The organism is Xanthomonas codiaei, from assembly GCF_002939785.1.
GTDB lineage: Bacteria > Pseudomonadota > Gammaproteobacteria > Xanthomonadales > Xanthomonadaceae > Xanthomonas > Xanthomonas codiaei.
This window is the reverse complement of sequence record NZ_MDEC01000011.1, coordinates 35,118-51,374: the sequence shown is the minus strand read 5'-3', so window position 1 is coordinate 51,374 and position 16,257 is coordinate 35,118. Positions and strand designations below refer to the sequence as shown.

The window sequence follows — 16,257 nt, the reverse complement described above, 5'->3', positions numbered from 1 at the left end:
TTCGGGCGGCGTACCGCTGCAGCCACGTGGCTGCAGCACTCAATCAAGGACCTTGAGCGATGCCGACGAATTACTCACGAGCCCAAGTGCTCGACATCATCGAACGCGAAGCGGCCGAGCGGAATATCCCGCGTGACGACTTCCTGCGTTTTGCCCACGTAGAGACCGGCGGCGCCTTCGACGAGTTGGCCAGCCGCGGAGCCGGTGGTGCAAAGGGGCTATTTCAGTTCACGCCTCCGACCGCCGCACAATACGGTATCGCCGGACGCGAGTTGGATGCGGTGGCCAACACCGATGCAGCCGCGCGGCTGTATCTGGATAACCGGACGAGCCTGGTTGACCGGCACGAACGCGATGGCCGGCCCTACCTGTCGGGCAAACCTGCGCCTGATGGCCTGGACATGTATCTGGCGCATCAGCAGGGCGCCGGTGGTTACCGCTCTCTCCAGACCGCAATCGCCACGGGATCTTTTGGCCTCGAAAGCACGCGCGCCAACATCCTCAACAATGTGGGCGAAAAAGAACTGAAGTCCCTGACGGGTGTCGATTCGGCAACGTTCCGGCGCATGTCCGATAAGGACATGGCGCAGACGTTCGTGCAGTACTGGGATACGAAGATGGACCGTATCCGTATTCCTGAAAAAGGAATCGAGCCCGTCTCGGACAGACAGCAGTCAGCGCCGCAACCTGCGCCAACGCAGTCCGCACCTGCCCAGCCGGAAAAAGCCGCAGCACACGGCATTGCGCTCCACGCCGCCTACGACTTGACCCATAAGTACGATCACGTCAAATACGGTCTGGGCGCAAAAGACCCTGACCAAGGCAGAGTCGATTGTTCTGGCTGGGTGGTCGAGATGCAGAACGCGACCATGGACGAGATCAACAAGGGCGCCGGCAAGGCCATTTTCAGCAAGAACGAAAAGTTCAGCCCTGGTTTCGACAGTGCCTCCGAACTGCTGCGCAAGGCCGAACAACGCTCGGGCGTGCTGATCGAAGGCAAGAATGTCACTGCCCAGAACCTCAAAGAAGGCATGATCATCGGCGAGGACAATGGCCCGCAGAGTTGGGACAAAGGACGCTACAAGGGTATCGACCATATCACCATGGTGGTACGCGATCCCAAGGATGGCGAACTCAAGATCAGCCAGTCGCGCGGCGGTGAGGGGGTCGAGCTCAGCTCGCTGGATGCCTACCTTGAGCGCAAGCATGCCAGGGGCGTGAAGCTCTATGCCAGCGACCCGCTTTCCGAGGCGCGCGAGTTGCTGCAGGACCGCAGTCAGAGCAGGCAGCAGTCTCACGACGGCAACGCGCAAAAGCCCGTGCATGCGCAGGCGACGGCAGAGGCCTCCGGGGTGCTACGCGAAAAAGCGCATGGCGCAGAGGTCCAGAAACTGCAGCAGACCTTGCAGCAGCTGGGCTACAAAGACGCCAATGGCAACGAACTCAAGGCCGACAGTGCCTATGGTCAGCGGACAGGTGAAGCGGTCAAGGCATTCCAGCGCGCGCACGGACTGCAGGATGACGGCGTAGTGGGCAGCGATACGCTCAAGGCCTTGAAGCAGGCCGAGAAGACGCCCCTGCTGTCGGAAAAGACCAACCCCGACAATCTGCTGTACAACCAGGCCGTGAGCAAGCTGGAACAGCTGGGTCCGACTGCATTCGCCAACCGTCGGGCACTGGAGAATGCAGCGGGTTCATTGGCGTTCGAAGCCAAGGTCGGCGGTCTGCAGCGCATCGATGCGGTGATGCAGAGCAAGGACGGCACCGGATTGTTCGCGGTACAGGGTCAGCCAAGCGACCCCGCGCACCAGCGGATCTATACGGACAAGGCATCGGCTGCAGAACGCCCGTTGGAGCAAAGCAGCAATGCCGTCCGGCAGGATGCGCAGTCGCAAACGCACACACAGGTCCAGGATCAGCAAGAGCAACAACGCAGCCAGGCACGCAGCATCGCCTGATACATCCGCAGACCAAAACAGACGGGCACCGATCGATGGATCGATCGGTGCCCGTTTTGGTTTAAGAGCAGCTAGCAAAACGACTGCGCTCACCGCCAGGCGGGCGCGGTCGGTGCTCGGTGCGACATGTACCACGCGTACACTGCGGTTCCTCCGCGCCGTCCGCACCCACCTGACGAGCGCTCGCTACGTTTTGCTAGCCGCTCCAAGCATGCGCGGGGAGCGAGAGTTTTCAGTTCGCCACAGGAATCGGATGTCTGTCGTTGACCGATCCGGCGCTCAATTGGAGGCCGCAACAGCCTCCCTGTCCGGGAACCATTGCGGCAAGCGTTCGGCGAATTTCGCTGCACATTCGTCGCTATAGGCTTGTGCGGCTTCTTTGACCAGCGCGTAGTCGTTCGCTTCCCACTCTTCCAGCGAGGCAGTGCGCGGTGTCGGCGCGCAATCCAGCGAGACCGGGTTTGCCTTGCGCTTCAGAAAGCCACTGCGCTCGCCGCCGATCGTCGTTGCATAGCGCAGTTCGTAAGGCGACTTGGCGTCGGCCAGGCTCTGGTACACCAGCAGCCAATCTGAAATCAGCACATGCAGCGGAAACGGATCCACCGGAAGCGCTGTTGGATGCCCGGTAAAGTAGGTTTTCAGGTATGCGTTGACTGCATCGCGCTGCAATTGATAACCAGGATTGCCCACGCCTTCCATCTTCTCGCCTTTCAACTGCCCTTTGTTGAAGGTCGACACAGCGATGCCGCGAGCGAACAAGCTGGTCGCGATCTGCAATCCTACGACCGCTCCGGTATGCCCGCGACGTACCACGCGCAGCATTTCATCGCCATTGGGCAGACCGTTGGAACCCACACGCATGACGGCATGCAACGGCAACCGTAACGCCCAATCTGCCGACGGTGCAATGACGGCGCCTGCATCGGCGTGCGCCTGTGAGGATGGCTGCCCTTCTGCTGCAGCAAGCGAAACCGTCCCCGCCTCGGCCGCCGCCGCATAGGCGGTTGCCGTGGAAAAATCTCCGCCCGCAAACGCAGGCACCACCGCAGTGGCCTCTGCGCTACGCGTCGGCGTGCAGAACGTGCTGGCGGCGCGCATCTGCGCTTCATGGAAGCCGATCCCGTTGATCTGATGCACCACCGCATCCTTGCCGTACTGCTCCACCAGCTTGGCGATCAGTGCATCGGAAGGCGACTGCTGCGCACAGACCTTGGCCGCAGCGATGCGCGACCAGGCAAATTGCAGTGCGGGGTCCCAACCCATCGCATCCTCGCCCACGAAGCCGTGGTCGTAGTGATACGCATAGATGGCAGGATCGATCTCCTGCAGCGTCATTCCACCCTGGCCGGCATAGCCCGGTGGCACGTCCTGTGCAACAACAAGCCCGGGCAGTGCCAACAGCACCGCCGCGATATACGTCTTCATGTGTTCCCGTCCATATGGATGATGGCGATGCGCTGCATGTCCCCCATGCAGCGCATCGACGCGATGGTCATCAACTGCGCAGTGCCGTCATCGGCTGGGTAATGGCACACCACCCGGCAGATCGGCCTGCCGGGATAGTGTGCGCGAGGACATCGGCGATCGCAGTCGGGACGGACCCGACGCGTATGTGGGGACCTCCCTTGCCTGACCTCAAGAATCAGGCATGCAGGATCCCTCCGGCACCGGGCTGCCAGCAGCGCGGCGTGCGCAACGCAGCCAGGATGCGGACCAGTTCGCGATAACTGCCGGCCAGTTGGGCAAACAGACCGGCGTCGCTGCAGCGTGTATCGGCCACCTCGGAATACGCACCGCGTCCCAGATCGATGAAGTAGTCCACGCTGAGGCGACGGCGCTGCGCGACACCGGGAAACAGGCCGGCGATCAGCAGACACCCGTCACCGACATCACGCAGGAGATCAGCACGCAGGCTGCCCACCTGCTCCTGCGCATGCAGCCAGGCCAGCGCCTGGGTACGCGAGAGCAGATGCGCATCGCGCTGGAAGCGCAGCAACACGAAGACCAGATAGTGTTCGCGCGATTCGTCCAGCGGACGTGCAGTCCGCTCGCCTGCCTCGCGCACCAACGCCTGCCACAGCTCGGCCGGCGCCCCCTGTTTGAAAGACTCGTGCATACGTCCTCCTGCGTGGTGGTGACCCTCGCAGAAAGCGTATGCATAAGCTGGGCCAAACTGCTGGCAGCCTATGGGCCGGTCTGCTAACGCGACGCAATTCGCTGCCAGGCGGGTAGCGGCCTTTCGCCAAGACCCATGCACTGCGCGACGAAAATCCGGTGCACTTGCGCGGCACCCTTGGCGCGGTGCCACGCCGTTGAGCCTGGACCTCGACGATGCCTCAAGCCAGGCAAGACACTCGCCACGCCCCGTTCGCTGGCTACAACGCGCGCGCGCTCAGGCATTGGCCGGCGGGATGCTCCCGCTGCCCGATCCGCTGGCATATCGGGCAATGCCCCCTGGCTCCACCGCCGCACGACGGTTCGGCGCCCGACCGCCGCATGCTTCGCCATGTGTGCGGTCGATCCCTGGCTGCGCTCTCGGGGCACCTTGCTATTCCACCGTCACCGACTTGGCCAGGTTACGCGGCTTGTCCACGTCGGTGCCGCGTGCCAGGGCGGTGTGGTAGGCCAGCAGCTGCACCGGGATGGTGTGGATCACCGGCGACAGCACGCCGGCATGGCGTGGCGTACGGATCACGTGTACGCCTTCGGACTCGCTGAAGTGGCTGTCCTGGTCGGCGAAGACGAACAATTCGCCGCCGCGCGCGCGCACTTCCTGCATGTTGGATTTGACCTTCTCCAGCAAGCGGTCGTTCGGTGCGATCACCACTACCGGCATGGCCGCATCCACCAGCGCCAGCGGGCCGTGCTTCAACTCGCCGGCTGGATACGCCTCGGCGTGGATGTAGGAGATTTCCTTGAGCTTGAGCGCGCCTTCCAGGGCGATCGGGTAATGCAGGCCACGCCCCAGGAACAAGGCGTTCTCCTTCGGCGAGAACCGCTCGGCCCAGGCCATGATTTGCGGCTCCAGGTTCAAGGCGTGCTGCACGCTGCCGGGCAAAAAGCGCAGCTGTTCCAGATAGTCGGCTTCTTCTGCGTCGCTGACGCGCCCGTGCAACTTGCCCAGCACCACGGTCAGCTGGAACAGCACCGCCAGCTGCGTGGTGAAGGCCTTGGTCGATGCCACGCCGATCTCGGCACCGGCGCGCGTGTAGCACACCAGCTCGCTGGCACGCGGGATGGCGCTCTCGGGCACGTTGCAGATCGATAGCGTGTGCAGATGCCCCAGCGATTTGGCGTACTTCAGCGCTTCCATCGTGTCCAGCGTTTCGCCGGACTGGGAGATCGTCACGATCAGGTGCTTGGGATTGGCATGGGCGGCGCGGTAGCGGTATTCGCTGGCGATCTCCACGTTGCACGGCAGCCCGGCGATGGCTTCGATCCAGTAGCGCGCGGTCATGCCGGCGTAGTAACTGGTGCCGCAAGCCAGGATCTGCACGCCTTCGATGTCGCGCAACACCGCTTCTGCATCGGCACCGAACAGCGAGGCCGGGAAGCCCTTGGCATCGATCGCCGCCTCGATGGTATCGGCCAGCGCGCGCGGCTGTTCGTGGATTTCCTTCTGCATGAAGTGGCGGAACGGGCCCAGTTCCAGCGAGGCCAGCGACACGTCCGACAGATGCAGCGGGCGCTCGACCGCTGCATTGTCGCCATCGAAGATGCGCACGCCATCGCGGCGCAGCTCGGCGGTGTCGCCCTCTTCCAGGAAGATCACCTGGCGGGTAGCCTGCACGATGGCCGAGACATCGGAAGCGACGAAGGTCTCGCCCTCGCCCACGCCGATCAGCAGCGGGCAACCCATGCGCGCGCAGACGAAGCGTTCCGGCTCGGCCTGGCTCATCACCGCCAGCGCGTAGGCGCCGGTCAGTTCCTTGACCGTGCGCTGCAGCGCGCCGAGCAGATCGCCGGCGTCGGCCAGATGGTGATGGATCAGGTGCGCGATGACTTCGGTGTCGGTCTGCGACTCGAAGGCATAGCCGAGCGCGCGCAGCTTCTCGCGCTGTTCTTCGTGGTTTTCGATGATGCCGTTGTGCACCAGTGCGATGCCATCACTGATGTGCGGGTGCGCATTGGCTTCGGTCACGCCGCCATGCGTGGCCCAGCGGGTATGGCCGATGCCCAGCGTGGCGCCGAAGCGTTCGGCCTGTGCGGCCTGGGCCATTTCAGCCACCCGCCCGGTACGACGCACCCGGCGCACCTGGTCGCCATCGAGCACCGCAATGCCGGAAGAGTCGTAGCCGCGATATTCCAGCCGCTTGAGTCCTTCGATCAGGACCGGGACCACGTCGCGCCCGGCGATCGCGCCGACAATGCCGCACATAGGGACAACTCATTAGGAAAGAAGAGCGGCATTTTAGCGTGTCCGCTGTTGTCCACTGCATGACCGCGGCCGGACAGCGTGTCCGCCCGGGTGTCCGCGGACACTGCGGACACTCCCGGATTCGCCACAAATTCCAGTCATTTCAGTTGCTTGCAAGTTGGCACGGCGCCTGCTTTGTCACCGTGACGCCACCGAGCACGCCCGCCATGATTCGTGACACCTCCGCCCAGGACCAGCTCATCCGCACGCCCGCTCACACCGCACCATGGCGTCGCTGGCTGTGGCCCGGCGTCGGTGCGGTGGCCGTACTGGCCGGCATCGGCTGGGCGATCACTGCGTGGAGCGCCGGCAGCCGGTCGTTCGATGCCAGCCGGGTGCGCATTGCCACCGTCACCCAGGGCGACCTGGTCCGCGACATCGCCGCCGATGGCCGGGTGATCGCCGCCAACAGCCCGGTGCTGTACGCCATCTCCGCCGGCACGGTGACGCTGAGCGTTGTGGCCGGCGACGTGGTCAAGCAGGGCCAGGAACTGGCGCGCGTCGACAGCCCGGAACTGCGCAGCAAGCTGGCACAGGAGCAGGCCACCCTGGCCGGCCTGGAAGCCGAATCCAGCCGCGCTGCCCTGGATGCCACCCTGGCGCGCGCCAACGCCAGCAAGCTCACCGACCAGGCCAAGATCGACCGGCAGGCCGCCGTGCGCGACCTGGAGCGTTACCAGCGTGGCTTCGATGGTGGTGCGGTGCCGCAGGTGGAACTGGCCAAGGCCCAGGACACCTTGAAGAAGACCGATATCGACCTGCAGCACGCCCAGCGCGATGCTGCGTTGAAGAGCCAGGGCGCGGATCTGGATTCGCGCAACAAGCGCCTGCTGGCCGATCGCCAGCGCGCGGTGGTGGCCGAAGTGCAGCGCCAGGTGGACGCGCTCACGCTGCTGGCGCCGTTCGATGGCCAGGTCGGCCAGGTGCAGGCGGTGCAGCACACCCAGGTGGCGGCCAATGCCCCGATCCTGGGCGTGGTGGATCTGTCCAAGTTCGAGGTCGAGATCAAGGTGCCGGAAAGCTTCGCGCGCGACCTGGCCATCGGCATGCCGGCCCAGCTCACCAGCGGCAGCGGCGAACCATTTACCGGCGCCATCTCGGCAGTGTCGCCGGAGGTGGTCAATGGCGAAGTCACCGCACGCATCCGCTTCACCGACAAGCAACCGCCCGGCCTGCGCCAGAGCCAGCGCATGAGCGCGCGCGTGCTGATGGATACGCGCCGCAATGTGCTCAAGGTCGAGCGCGGGCCCTTCGTCGAGCAGTCCGGCGGCAGCTATGCCTACGTGATGGACGGCAACACCGCAGCGCGCCGCCCGGTCAAGCTCGGTGTCAGTAGCCTCGGCGAAGTGCAGGTGCTGTCCGGCCTGCAGGCAGGCGACCGCGTGGTGGTGTCCGGCGCAGACAACTTTGGCGACGCACCGCGCGTCACCGTCCACTAATCCTGTTCACATCTCATTTTTCGCAAAGGAATCGGCAATGCTCAAGATGCAAGCGGTCTCCAAGGTCTTCCGCACCGAACAGGTGGAAACCCACGCGCTGCGGTCGCTGGACCTACACGTGCGCGAAGGCGAGTTCGTCGCGGTGACCGGGCCGTCGGGCTCGGGCAAGACCACCTTCCTCAACATCGCCGGACTGCTGGAAACCTTCACCAGCGGGCAGTACCTGCTCGATGGCGAAGACGTCAGCCACCTGTCCGACGACGCGCGTTCGCGGCTGCGCAACCAGAAGATCGGCTTCATCTTCCAGGGCTTCAACCTGATCCCCGACCTCAACCTGTTCGACAACGTCGATGTGCCGCTGCGCTATCGCGGCATGCCAGCCGCCGAGCGCAAGCAGCGCATCGAAGAGGCGCTGACCAAGGTGGGGCTGGGGTCGCGCCTGAAGCATTACCCCACCGAACTGTCCGGCGGCCAGCAGCAGCGCGCGGCCATCGCGCGCGCATTGGCCGGCAGTCCGCGCCTGCTGCTGGCCGACGAACCCACCGGCAACCTCGACTCGCAGATGGCGCGCGGGGTCATGGAGTTGCTGGAGGAGATCAACAGCCAGGGCACCACCATCGTCATGGTCACCCACGACCCGGAACTGGCCGCACGCGCGCAGCGAAACGTGCATATCGTCGATGGCCAGGCCACCGATCTGGAACGCAATCCCAGCCTGATGCGCGCGCCCAGCGCCGCTGCAAGCCTGGCCGACTGAGGAACCTGCCCATGTTCGGCTACTACTTCACTCTCGCGCTGCGCAGTTTCCGCCGCAACAAGGTCCTCACCGCATTGATGGTGCTGGCCATCGCGCTGGGCATCGGCGCCAGCATGACGACGTTGACGGTGCTCTATGTGTTGTCGGGCGATCCGATCCCGCACAAGAGCGACCGGTTGTTCTACGTGCAGGTCGATGCAGAACCGAAGTCCGGCTATCAGCCGGGAGACGAGCCCGATTACCAGTCCACCCGCTTCGACGCCGAAGCGCTGCTGCGTGAGAAGCGCGCCATGCGTCAGGCGATGATGTCAGGCGGAAGTGTCGCGATCGAGCCGCAGCGCAGTGGATTGAGCCCTTTCAAGTTGAACGCTCGTTTCACTTCGGCCGATTTCTTTGCGATGTTCGACGTGCCCTTGCTCTACGGCCAAGCGTGGTCCAGCACAAGCGACGAGCGGCACGAACGTGTCGCGGTGATCAGCAAGTCGCTGAACGAAAAACTGTTCGACGGTGGCAACAGCGTCGGGCGCGAGGTGCGCGTCGACAAGAACACCTTCCGTATCGTCGGCGTCCTGGATACCTGGAAGATCGACCCACGCTTCTACGACATCACCGAAACCTACGGCTCGAACGAACAGCTGTACGTGCCGTTCAGTACGGCGATGGATCTGAAGTTGAGCCACTCCGGTGGGACCAACTGCTACGGCAAGGTCGAAGCTGGCGACTTCAGCGCGCTCAATGCACCCTGCAGCTGGGTGCAGTATTGGGTGGAGCTGGAGAACGCCAAGCAGGCGAGCGACTACAAGGCCTACCTCGAGAACTATTCCGATCAGCAACGTGCCGCCGGGCGCTTTACCCGACCCAACAATGTGCGCCTGCGCAACGTGATGCAGTGGCTGGACCATAACAAGGTGGTTCCCAGCGACGTCCGCCTGCAGCTGTGGCTGGCCATGGGCTTTCTGCTGGTGTGCCTGCTCAACACGGTAGGCCTGTTGCTGGCGAAATTCCTGCGCCGCAGCGGGGAGATCGGCGTGCGGCGTGCGCTTGGAGCATCGCGCGGCGCAATCTTTGCGCAGTGTCTGGTGGAGGCAGGAACCATCGGCCTGGCCGGCGGCATCGGCGGACTTGTGCTGGCGTGGCTGGGGCTGTGGGCCGTGCGTCAGCAACCGGTGGATTACGCCGCGCTGGCGCACCTGGATATCACGATGCTGCTGCTGACGTTCGCCATTGCGATCGCCGCGAGCCTGCTCGCCGGCATTCTGCCGTCCTGGCGCGCCATCCAGGTCGCACCGGCGCTGCAGTTGAAGTCGTCCTGACTCTCCTGCCCGCCGCGCCGCGGCGGGCCACGCTCCCCAAATTCAAGGTCAGCCCATGGACATCCGCCCCATCATCTCCACCTTGCGCCGCCACAAGACTGCGGCCGCATTGATCGTGCTGGAGATCGCACTGGCTTGCGCCATCATCTGCAATTCGCTGTTCCTGATCGGCAATCGCCTGGAGACGCTGCAGACTCCCAGTGGCATCGCCGAAGCGGAGCTGCTCAGCATCCAGCTGGACGGCATCGGTCCGCAGGCCAATGCCGATGCCCGTACCCGGGAGGATCTGGCGGCGCTGCGCGCGGTGCCCGGCGTGCGCAATGCGGTCATCACCAATCAGATTCCCTTCGTCAATTACTCTTCCAATACCTCATTGACACTAACGCCAGAGCAGGAACGCCCCACGCTCAATGCCGCGCAGTATCTGGTCAGCGAAGGCAGCCTGGATACACTCGGAGTGCGGTTGAATGCCGGTCGCGACTTCAGCCCCGAGGAATACATCAGCCAGGAAAAGGCCGATAACGACGATGAAGTCCGCAAGAAGGGCGCGGCGGTCATTCTGACGCAGGGAGCGGCGGACAAGATGTTCCCCGACCACAGTGCGCTCGGCAAGACCATCTACTCCGGCGATGTCCCGTTGCGTATCGTCGGAATCGTGCGCACCCTGGCGCGGCCGAACAATATCAATGGGCTGGCAGCAAAGGACTATGCGATGCTGCTGCCTATCCGTCCACCGTATACCGGTGGGCAATACATGGTACGTGTCACCGATCCTTTGCGTCGGGCGGAAGTGCTGAAGGCGGCAGTAGCGGCCTTGATGAAAGTGGACAACAGCCGGCTGGTGCTCAAGCAAGAGACCTATACCGAAATACGCGACAAGTACTTCCGCAATGATCGCGCCATGATCTGGCTGCTTGGAGCGGTGTGCATCGCCCTGCTGATCGTGACCGCCCTGGGCATCGTCGGCCTGGCGAGTTTCTGGGTGCAGCAACGCACCAAGCAGATCGGCATCCGCCGTGCACTGGGTGCAACGCGCAGCCAGATCCTGCGCTATTTCCAGATCGAGAATTTCCTGCTCGCCTCGGTCGGCATCGTGCTCGGCATGCTGATGGCCTACTCGATCAACGTCTGGCTGATGGCACGCTATGAATTGCCGCGACTGCCGGCGATCTACCTGCCGATCGGTGCGCTGCTGCTATGGATGCTCGGCCAGCTGGCGGTGTTCTGGCCGGCCCGCCGCGCGGCCGCGGTGCCACCGGCCGTTGCCACGCGCAGTGCATGAGGGCCTGCGCCCCTTCCCGTGCCCTGGTGGCCGGGAAGGGGCGGGGTTTGCCACTATCGGCATCTTGCAGCCACCGTTACGGACCGGATATCCACATGGCCACCTTTTTTGCGACACCGGCACTGATCGTCCTGGCAGCCCTGTGTGTGATCCCGGCCAGCCACGCCAAGGCCGCAACACAGGCGCAAGCGGCGACCTCCACGCCTGGCGGCTCGACCCACGACGTCCTCGTCGTCGAGGACACCAGGCTCAACTGGCGCCACAACGATCAGGTTCTTGAGCTCGTCACCACCGGCGATGGCTTGCTGGTCACCCAGGCCAGCACGGCGCTGGACCTGCAGTTGCAGCGCGGTGACCGCGTGCGCACGGCAGGGCGGACCCAGATCACCGCGGTGGCGCACTTGCTGGACGCGCTGCGTGCCGCTGCCGGCAACCCCATCACCGTAGAGGTCCTGCGCGATGGCGTCCAGCTGCGCCTGACATGGACAGCGGCAAGCTATGCGCCCTTGCTGCCGCCCACCACGCCACTGCCGCCCGCGCCACGCTAGCCTGGCCCAGGGGCCGCTGCAGCGGCCCCTGGAGTCCGCCCGCGATGTCGGCTGGCAACGTACCGCCACGCTGGCCGGCGACGCATTGCAGCTCCGCTCTGCACAGTATTCTGTGCCGATCCCCCTTCCGTGCCTTCTTGAGCAACGCGATGCCGCAGATCCTGATCATCGACGACAACACAGCGGTCGCCACCGCGCTGGACGTGCTGTTCTCGCTGCATGACATCGAATCGATGCATGCGTCATCGCCGCAGGCCGGATTGTCGCTACTGGATGCGCAGGCCTTCGATCTGGTGATCCAGGACATGAACTTCACCGCCGACACCACCTCCGGCGAAGAAGGCGAAGCCTTGTTCACCCAGATCCGCCAGCGCCACCCGGACCTGCCGGTCATCCTGCTCACGGCCTGGACGCATCTGGGCAGCGCCGTCGGCCTGGTCAAGGCCGGTGCGGCCGACTACATCGCCAAGCCCTGGGACGACACCAAGCTGTTGACCACGGTCAACAACCTGCTGGAACTGTCCGAGGCACGGCGCGAGCTGCAGCGTCGCCGCGAACGCGAGCATCGCGGCCGCGAGCAACTTACCCAGCGCTACGACCTGCGCGGCGCGGTGTTCGCCGATCCTGCCAGCGAGCGCGCGATTGCGTTGGCCTGCCAGGTGGCACGCTCGGAATTGCCAGTGCTGATCACCGGACCCAACGGCAGCGGCAAGGAGAAGATCGCCGAAATCATCCAGGCCAATTCCGCCGTCAGGCACGGCCCGTTCATCGCGCTCAACTGCGGCGCGCTGCCCGGGGAGTTGATCGAGGCGGAACTGTTTGGCGCCGAGGCCGGTGCCTATACCGGTGCCAACAAGGCGCGCGAAGGCAAGTTCGAAGCCGCCGATGGCGGCACGCTGTTCCTGGACGAGATCGGCAACCTGCCGCTGGCGGGCCAGATGAAACTGCTGCGCGTGCTGGAAACCGGCCGCTACGAGCGGCTGGGTTCCAACCGCGAGCGCCATGCCAAGGTGCGCGTCATCAGCGCCACCAACGCCGATCTGCCAGCGATGATCCGCGACGGCAGCTTTCGCGAGGATCTGTACTACCGCCTCAACACCGTGGAAATCGCCCTGCCCGCACTGGCCGAGCGCCCGGGCGACATCGTTCCCCTGGCCGAGCATTTCCTGGCCGGCGGCAAACCGCTGTCGGCGCAGGCGCGCGATGCGCTGGAGCGGCACGCGTGGCCTGGCAACGTGCGCGAGCTGCGTAATGCGCTGCAACGCGCCGCGCTGCTGGCGCAGGGCGCACGCATCGAAGCTGCGGACCTGAACCTGCCACGCACCGCAGCGCCGCGGCCGTTGGCGCCTGCGGCGGGCGAGCCGGATCGTGCACGCATCGAGCAGGCGCTGGCGCGCGCGCAAGGCGTCATCGCACAGGCCGCGGCCGACCTGGGACTGAGCCGACAGGCGCTGTACCGGCGCATGGACCGTTACGGCATCAAGTCGGAATGAGTGTGCATATGTGGCATCGCTCCTTCACGCTCGCGCTATTTTTCCGGCTATTGCCGGTGCTGGCACTGGCTGCCGCCCTGCCCTGGTTCATGGCGTACTGGCTGGATCACGGCTGGCAGGTAGCTGCCATTTCGGTCGTCGTGCTGCTGGCCGCGATGTGGTTCAGTCTCACCCGCGCCACCGCGCCGATGCGCTCGCTGTTCCGCGCCCTGGCCGGCACCACCAGCAGTTATCGCGACGGCGAGTACAACTTCGGCGTGTATTGGCGCGGCAACGACGAGCTGGCACAGCTGGTGCAGGCGCATGCAGAACTCGGTGACGTCTTGCGGGCGCAGCGGCGCGACCTGGTACAGCGCGAATTGATGCTGGACACCATGCTGCAGAACACGCCGGTGGCGATGCTGCTCGTCATTGCCGGCGGCGACGGCCTGCGCCGGATCGGCTTTTCCAACAACGCCGCGCGCAAGCTGCTGCACGACGGGCGCAAGCTCGAAGGCCAGCATCTGGACGATGTGCTCCAACGCATGCCCGGCGAATTGCGCGATGCCCTGGCGCGCGGCGGCGATTGCCTGTTTGCGGTGCGCGAAGACGGCGATGACGAGGACGACGAACAGATCTACCACCTGTCACGGCGCAGCTTCCACCTCAACGGCCGCGGCCACGAGTTGCTGCTGATCCGCACCCTCACCACCGAGTTGCGCCGCCAGGAAGTGCAGACCTGGAAGAAGGTCATCCGGGTGATCAGCCACGAGTTGAACAATTCGCTGGCGCCGATCGCCTCGCTGGCGCACTCGGGCGCGGAGTTGTTGCGGCGCGAACGCACCGATCGCCTGGGCACCGTCTTTGAAACCATCGAAGAACGCGCGCGCCACCTGGAAGGCTTCATCCGCGGCTATGCGCGATTTGCCAAGTTGCCGCAGCCGCAATTGCAGACCATCGCGTGGGCGCCCTTCCTGGAGCGCCTGCGGCAGCAGATCCCATTCCAGTTGCAGGGCGAGCTGAGCGATGTCGCCAGCCGCATCGATGCCGCGCAGATCGAGCAGGCGCTGCTCAATCTTCTCAAGAATGCGCACGAAGCCTGCAGCGAGGCCAAGCCGCCCAACAGCGACGTCGCGGTGCGGGTCACGCGCGTGCCGCAGTGGTTGCGCATCGAAGTGCTCGACCGCGGCAATGGCATGAACGAAGCGGTGCTGCACAACGCACTGATGCCGTTCTACTCGACCAAGCGCAACGGCACCGGCTTAGGGCTGGCACTCACCCGCGAAATTGCCGAAGCGCACGGCGGACGCATTTCGCTACACAACCGTGAGCACGGCGGCCTGTGCGTGACCTTGCTGTTGCCATCGGCCGCATGAAAGCAGCACCCCACACGCGCCTGAAGAGCGGGTGGGATCGACACGCGTCATTGGTCGCAGCAGGCCTTGCACAGCAAACGCCGCCATGCATCCGGTAGGGGACGGCTCCGGGCGCGGCGGGCTTTCCCGACAACGTCAGTGACGCCCGAATGCACGCCTTCGCCATCGATGGGGCTGCAGCGCACTGTATCGTCCGCCGCCAGCGCAGCCTACTTCTTGGTGGGCCGCTCCCAGCCTTCGATGACGGTCTGGCGCGCGCGCGTCACGCTGAGCTGGCCTGCGGGTGCGTCGCGGGTGATGACCGAGCCGGCGCCGATGGTGGACATGGCGCCGATCTCGACCGGCGCCACCAACGCGCTGTTGGAGCCGACAAAGGCGCCATCGCCGATGGTGGTCTGCGACTTGTTCACGCCATCGTAGTTGCAGGTGATGGTGCCGGCACCGATGTTGACCTTGCTGCCGATCACCGCATCGCCCAGGTAGGTCAGGTGATTGGCCTTGCTGCCCACGCCCATGGTGACTTTCTTGGTCTCGACGAAATTACCGATATGCACGCCGTCGGCCAGCGCCGTGCCCGGGCGCAGGCGTGCGAACGGCCCGACCAGCGCCGCGCCTTCGGTCACTACGCCCTCCAGATCGCAATGCGCACGCACCTGCGTGCCGGGGCCGAGGTTGACGTCGCGCAGGCGCACGAACGGGCCGATCACCACGCCGTCGCCCAGCGTCACATCGCCTTCCAGGATCACATCGATATCCAGCTGCACATCCCGGCCCACCTTGACGCTGCCGCGCTGCTCCACGCGCGCCGGGTCTGCCATGCGAACGCCCTCCAGGCACAGCGCGCGCGCCGCGCGTAGCTGCCAGGCGCGCTCGAGCTGGGCAAGCTGCCACGGGTCGTTGGCGCCTTCGACCTCCTGCGGATCGGCCACATGCACCATCTCGGCCGGGGTGAAATCGATAGCGGCGCTGGCGAAGATGTCGGTCAGATAGAACTCGCCCTGCGCATTGTCGTTGGACAGGCCGCTCAACCAGCGGCGCAGCGCGGTGGATTCGGCGGTCACGATGCCGGTATTGATGGTGCGGATGCGCCGCTGCTCGTCGTTGGCATCCTTCTGCTCGACGATCGCGGCCACCTTGCCCTCGGCATCGCGCAGGATGCGTCCGTAGCCGGTGGGGTTCGCCAGTTCGGCGACCAACACCGCCATGCGGCCAGGCGCATGCAGCAACTGCAGCAGGCTTTCGCTGCGAATCAGTGGCACGTCGCCGTACAACACCAGCACCGTGGCCGCGTCGGGTACCGCATCCATTGCCTGCTGGACCGCGTGGCCGGTGCCCAGTTGCTGCCGCTGCTCGGCCCAGCGCAGATCCTCCTGAGCGGCGAAGGCCGCACGTACCTGATCGCCGCCGTGCCCATACACGATATGGATGGCCGCCGGCTGCAATTGCCGTGCAGTGGCGATCACGTGCGCCAACATCGGCTGGCCCGCCAGCGGCTGCAGCACCTTGGGCAGCGCCGAGCGCATGCGCTTGCCCTCGCCCGCGGCCAGGATCACAACGTGCAGGGGCAAAGTCATCACTACGTTCCAATTGCAAGAAAGACCCGAATTCTAGTCGCAGTGCCGCAACGCGGCGTGGTCGCTGCATGCCATCAACACGCCACGACACGTTTTTAAGCGTCGCGCCCGCTAGGATGGG

11 protein-coding genes, 1 other RNA gene and 1 pseudogene are annotated in these 16,257 nt (G+C 64.9%); 9 read left to right on the top strand and 4 right to left on the bottom strand.

Going from position 1 to position 16,257, the window contains the following annotated elements; translation table 11 throughout:
• The first annotated feature begins 86 nt into the window (after positions 1-86).
• Positions 87-1,958 carry an XVIPCD domain-containing protein gene (locus XcodCFBP4690_RS09910; protein WP_104540788.1) on the top strand — a complete coding sequence of 624 codons (1,872 nt, stop codon included), beginning with the start codon at positions 87-89 and terminating at the stop codon, positions 1,956-1,958.
• 126 nt (positions 1,959-2,084) lie between these two features.
• Positions 2,085-2,160, top strand: a non-coding RNA gene (locus tag XcodCFBP4690_RS09905) — sX9 sRNA.
• A 77-nt stretch (positions 2,161-2,237) separates the two neighbouring features.
• On the opposite strand, the gene XcodCFBP4690_RS09900 is transcribed toward XcodCFBP4690_RS09905, so the two are convergent.
• The 3 genes from XcodCFBP4690_RS09900 to glmS form a co-directional block, all read right to left on the bottom strand.
• A complete protein-coding gene (locus XcodCFBP4690_RS09900) occupies positions 2,238-3,383 on the bottom strand; it encodes a hypothetical protein (protein WP_104540787.1) in 1,146 nt (381 codons plus the stop codon).
• 217 nt (positions 3,384-3,600) lie between these two features.
• Complete coding sequence (locus tag XcodCFBP4690_RS09895; protein ID WP_104540786.1) at positions 3,601-4,074, bottom strand: hypothetical protein; 474 nt, start codon at positions 4,072-4,074, stop codon at positions 3,601-3,603.
• 432 nt (positions 4,075-4,506) lie between these two features.
• The gene (glmS, locus tag XcodCFBP4690_RS09890; RefSeq protein WP_104540785.1) at positions 4,507-6,336 is read right to left on the bottom strand and encodes a glutamine--fructose-6-phosphate transaminase (isomerizing); all 1,830 of its coding nucleotides are present in this window, start codon (positions 6,334-6,336) and stop codon (positions 4,507-4,509) included.
• 206 nt (positions 6,337-6,542) lie between these two features.
• Here glmS and XcodCFBP4690_RS09885 point away from each other — a divergent pair, with 206 nt between their 5' ends.
• From XcodCFBP4690_RS09885 to XcodCFBP4690_RS09855, 7 genes and pseudogenes are all read left to right on the top strand, one after another.
• Positions 6,543-7,814 carry an efflux RND transporter periplasmic adaptor subunit gene (locus XcodCFBP4690_RS09885; protein ID WP_104540784.1) on the top strand — a complete coding sequence of 424 codons (1,272 nt, stop codon included), beginning with the start codon at positions 6,543-6,545 and terminating at the stop codon, positions 7,812-7,814.
• Between the two features lie 37 nt (positions 7,815-7,851).
• On the top strand, positions 7,852-8,571 hold the full coding sequence (locus XcodCFBP4690_RS09880; protein ID WP_104540783.1) for an ABC transporter ATP-binding protein: 720 nt from the start codon (positions 7,852-7,854) through the stop codon (positions 8,569-8,571).
• A gap of 11 nt (positions 8,572-8,582) precedes the next feature.
• Positions 8,583-9,884, top strand: a complete 1,302-nt coding sequence (locus tag XcodCFBP4690_RS09875) for an ABC transporter permease (RefSeq protein WP_104540782.1) — start codon at positions 8,583-8,585, stop codon at positions 9,882-9,884.
• Between the two features lie 55 nt (positions 9,885-9,939).
• Positions 9,940-11,166, top strand: a complete 1,227-nt coding sequence (locus XcodCFBP4690_RS09870; RefSeq protein ID WP_104540781.1) for an ABC transporter permease — start codon at positions 9,940-9,942, stop codon at positions 11,164-11,166.
• Between the two features lie 233 nt (positions 11,167-11,399).
• Positions 11,400-11,714, top strand: a pseudogene (locus XcodCFBP4690_RS09865) (hypothetical protein); the annotation flags it as partial.
• A 149-nt stretch (positions 11,715-11,863) separates the two neighbouring features.
• Positions 11,864-13,207 carry a sigma-54-dependent transcriptional regulator gene (locus XcodCFBP4690_RS09860; RefSeq protein WP_104540860.1) on the top strand — a complete coding sequence of 448 codons (1,344 nt, stop codon included), beginning with the start codon at positions 11,864-11,866 and terminating at the stop codon, positions 13,205-13,207.
• Between the two features lie 8 nt (positions 13,208-13,215).
• Positions 13,216-14,562: a sensor histidine kinase gene (locus XcodCFBP4690_RS09855; RefSeq protein WP_104540779.1), complete on the top strand. Its 1,347-nt coding sequence runs from the start codon at positions 13,216-13,218 to the stop codon at positions 14,560-14,562.
• A 209-nt stretch (positions 14,563-14,771) separates the two neighbouring features.
• Here the strand turns inward: XcodCFBP4690_RS09855 and glmU are convergent, their stop codons facing one another.
• Positions 14,772-16,136 carry a bifunctional UDP-N-acetylglucosamine diphosphorylase/glucosamine-1-phosphate N-acetyltransferase GlmU gene (glmU, locus tag XcodCFBP4690_RS09850; RefSeq protein ID WP_104540778.1) on the bottom strand — a complete coding sequence of 455 codons (1,365 nt, stop codon included), beginning with the start codon at positions 16,134-16,136 and terminating at the stop codon, positions 14,772-14,774.
• Positions 16,137-16,257: the final 121 nt, after the last annotated feature.

Excerpts from the sequence above, each read along its gene's own strand:
- XcodCFBP4690_RS09875 (WP_104540782.1), top strand. The coding sequence starts at position 8,583 with ATGTTCGGCTACTACTTCACTCTCGCGCTGCGCAGTTTCCGCCGCAAC.
- XcodCFBP4690_RS09885 (WP_104540784.1), top strand. The coding sequence starts at position 6,543 with ATGATTCGTGACACCTCCGCCCAGGACCAGCTCATCCGCACGCCCGCT.
- glmS (WP_104540785.1), bottom strand. The coding sequence starts at position 6,336 with ATGTGCGGCATTGTCGGCGCGATCGCCGGGCGCGACGTGGTCCCGGTC.
- XcodCFBP4690_RS09900 (WP_104540787.1), bottom strand. The coding sequence starts at position 3,383 with ATGAAGACGTATATCGCGGCGGTGCTGTTGGCACTGCCCGGGCTTGTT.
- XcodCFBP4690_RS09880 (WP_104540783.1), top strand. The coding sequence starts at position 7,852 with ATGCTCAAGATGCAAGCGGTCTCCAAGGTCTTCCGCACCGAACAGGTG.
- XcodCFBP4690_RS09860 (WP_104540860.1), top strand. The coding sequence starts at position 11,864 with ATGCCGCAGATCCTGATCATCGACGACAACACAGCGGTCGCCACCGCG.
- glmU (WP_104540778.1), bottom strand. The coding sequence starts at position 16,136 with ATGACTTTGCCCCTGCACGTTGTGATCCTGGCCGCGGGCGAGGGCAAG.
- XcodCFBP4690_RS09895 (WP_104540786.1), bottom strand. The coding sequence starts at position 4,074 with ATGCACGAGTCTTTCAAACAGGGGGCGCCGGCCGAGCTGTGGCAGGCG.
- XcodCFBP4690_RS09870 (WP_104540781.1), top strand. The coding sequence starts at position 9,940 with ATGGACATCCGCCCCATCATCTCCACCTTGCGCCGCCACAAGACTGCG.
- XcodCFBP4690_RS09855 (WP_104540779.1), top strand. The coding sequence starts at position 13,216 with ATGTGGCATCGCTCCTTCACGCTCGCGCTATTTTTCCGGCTATTGCCG.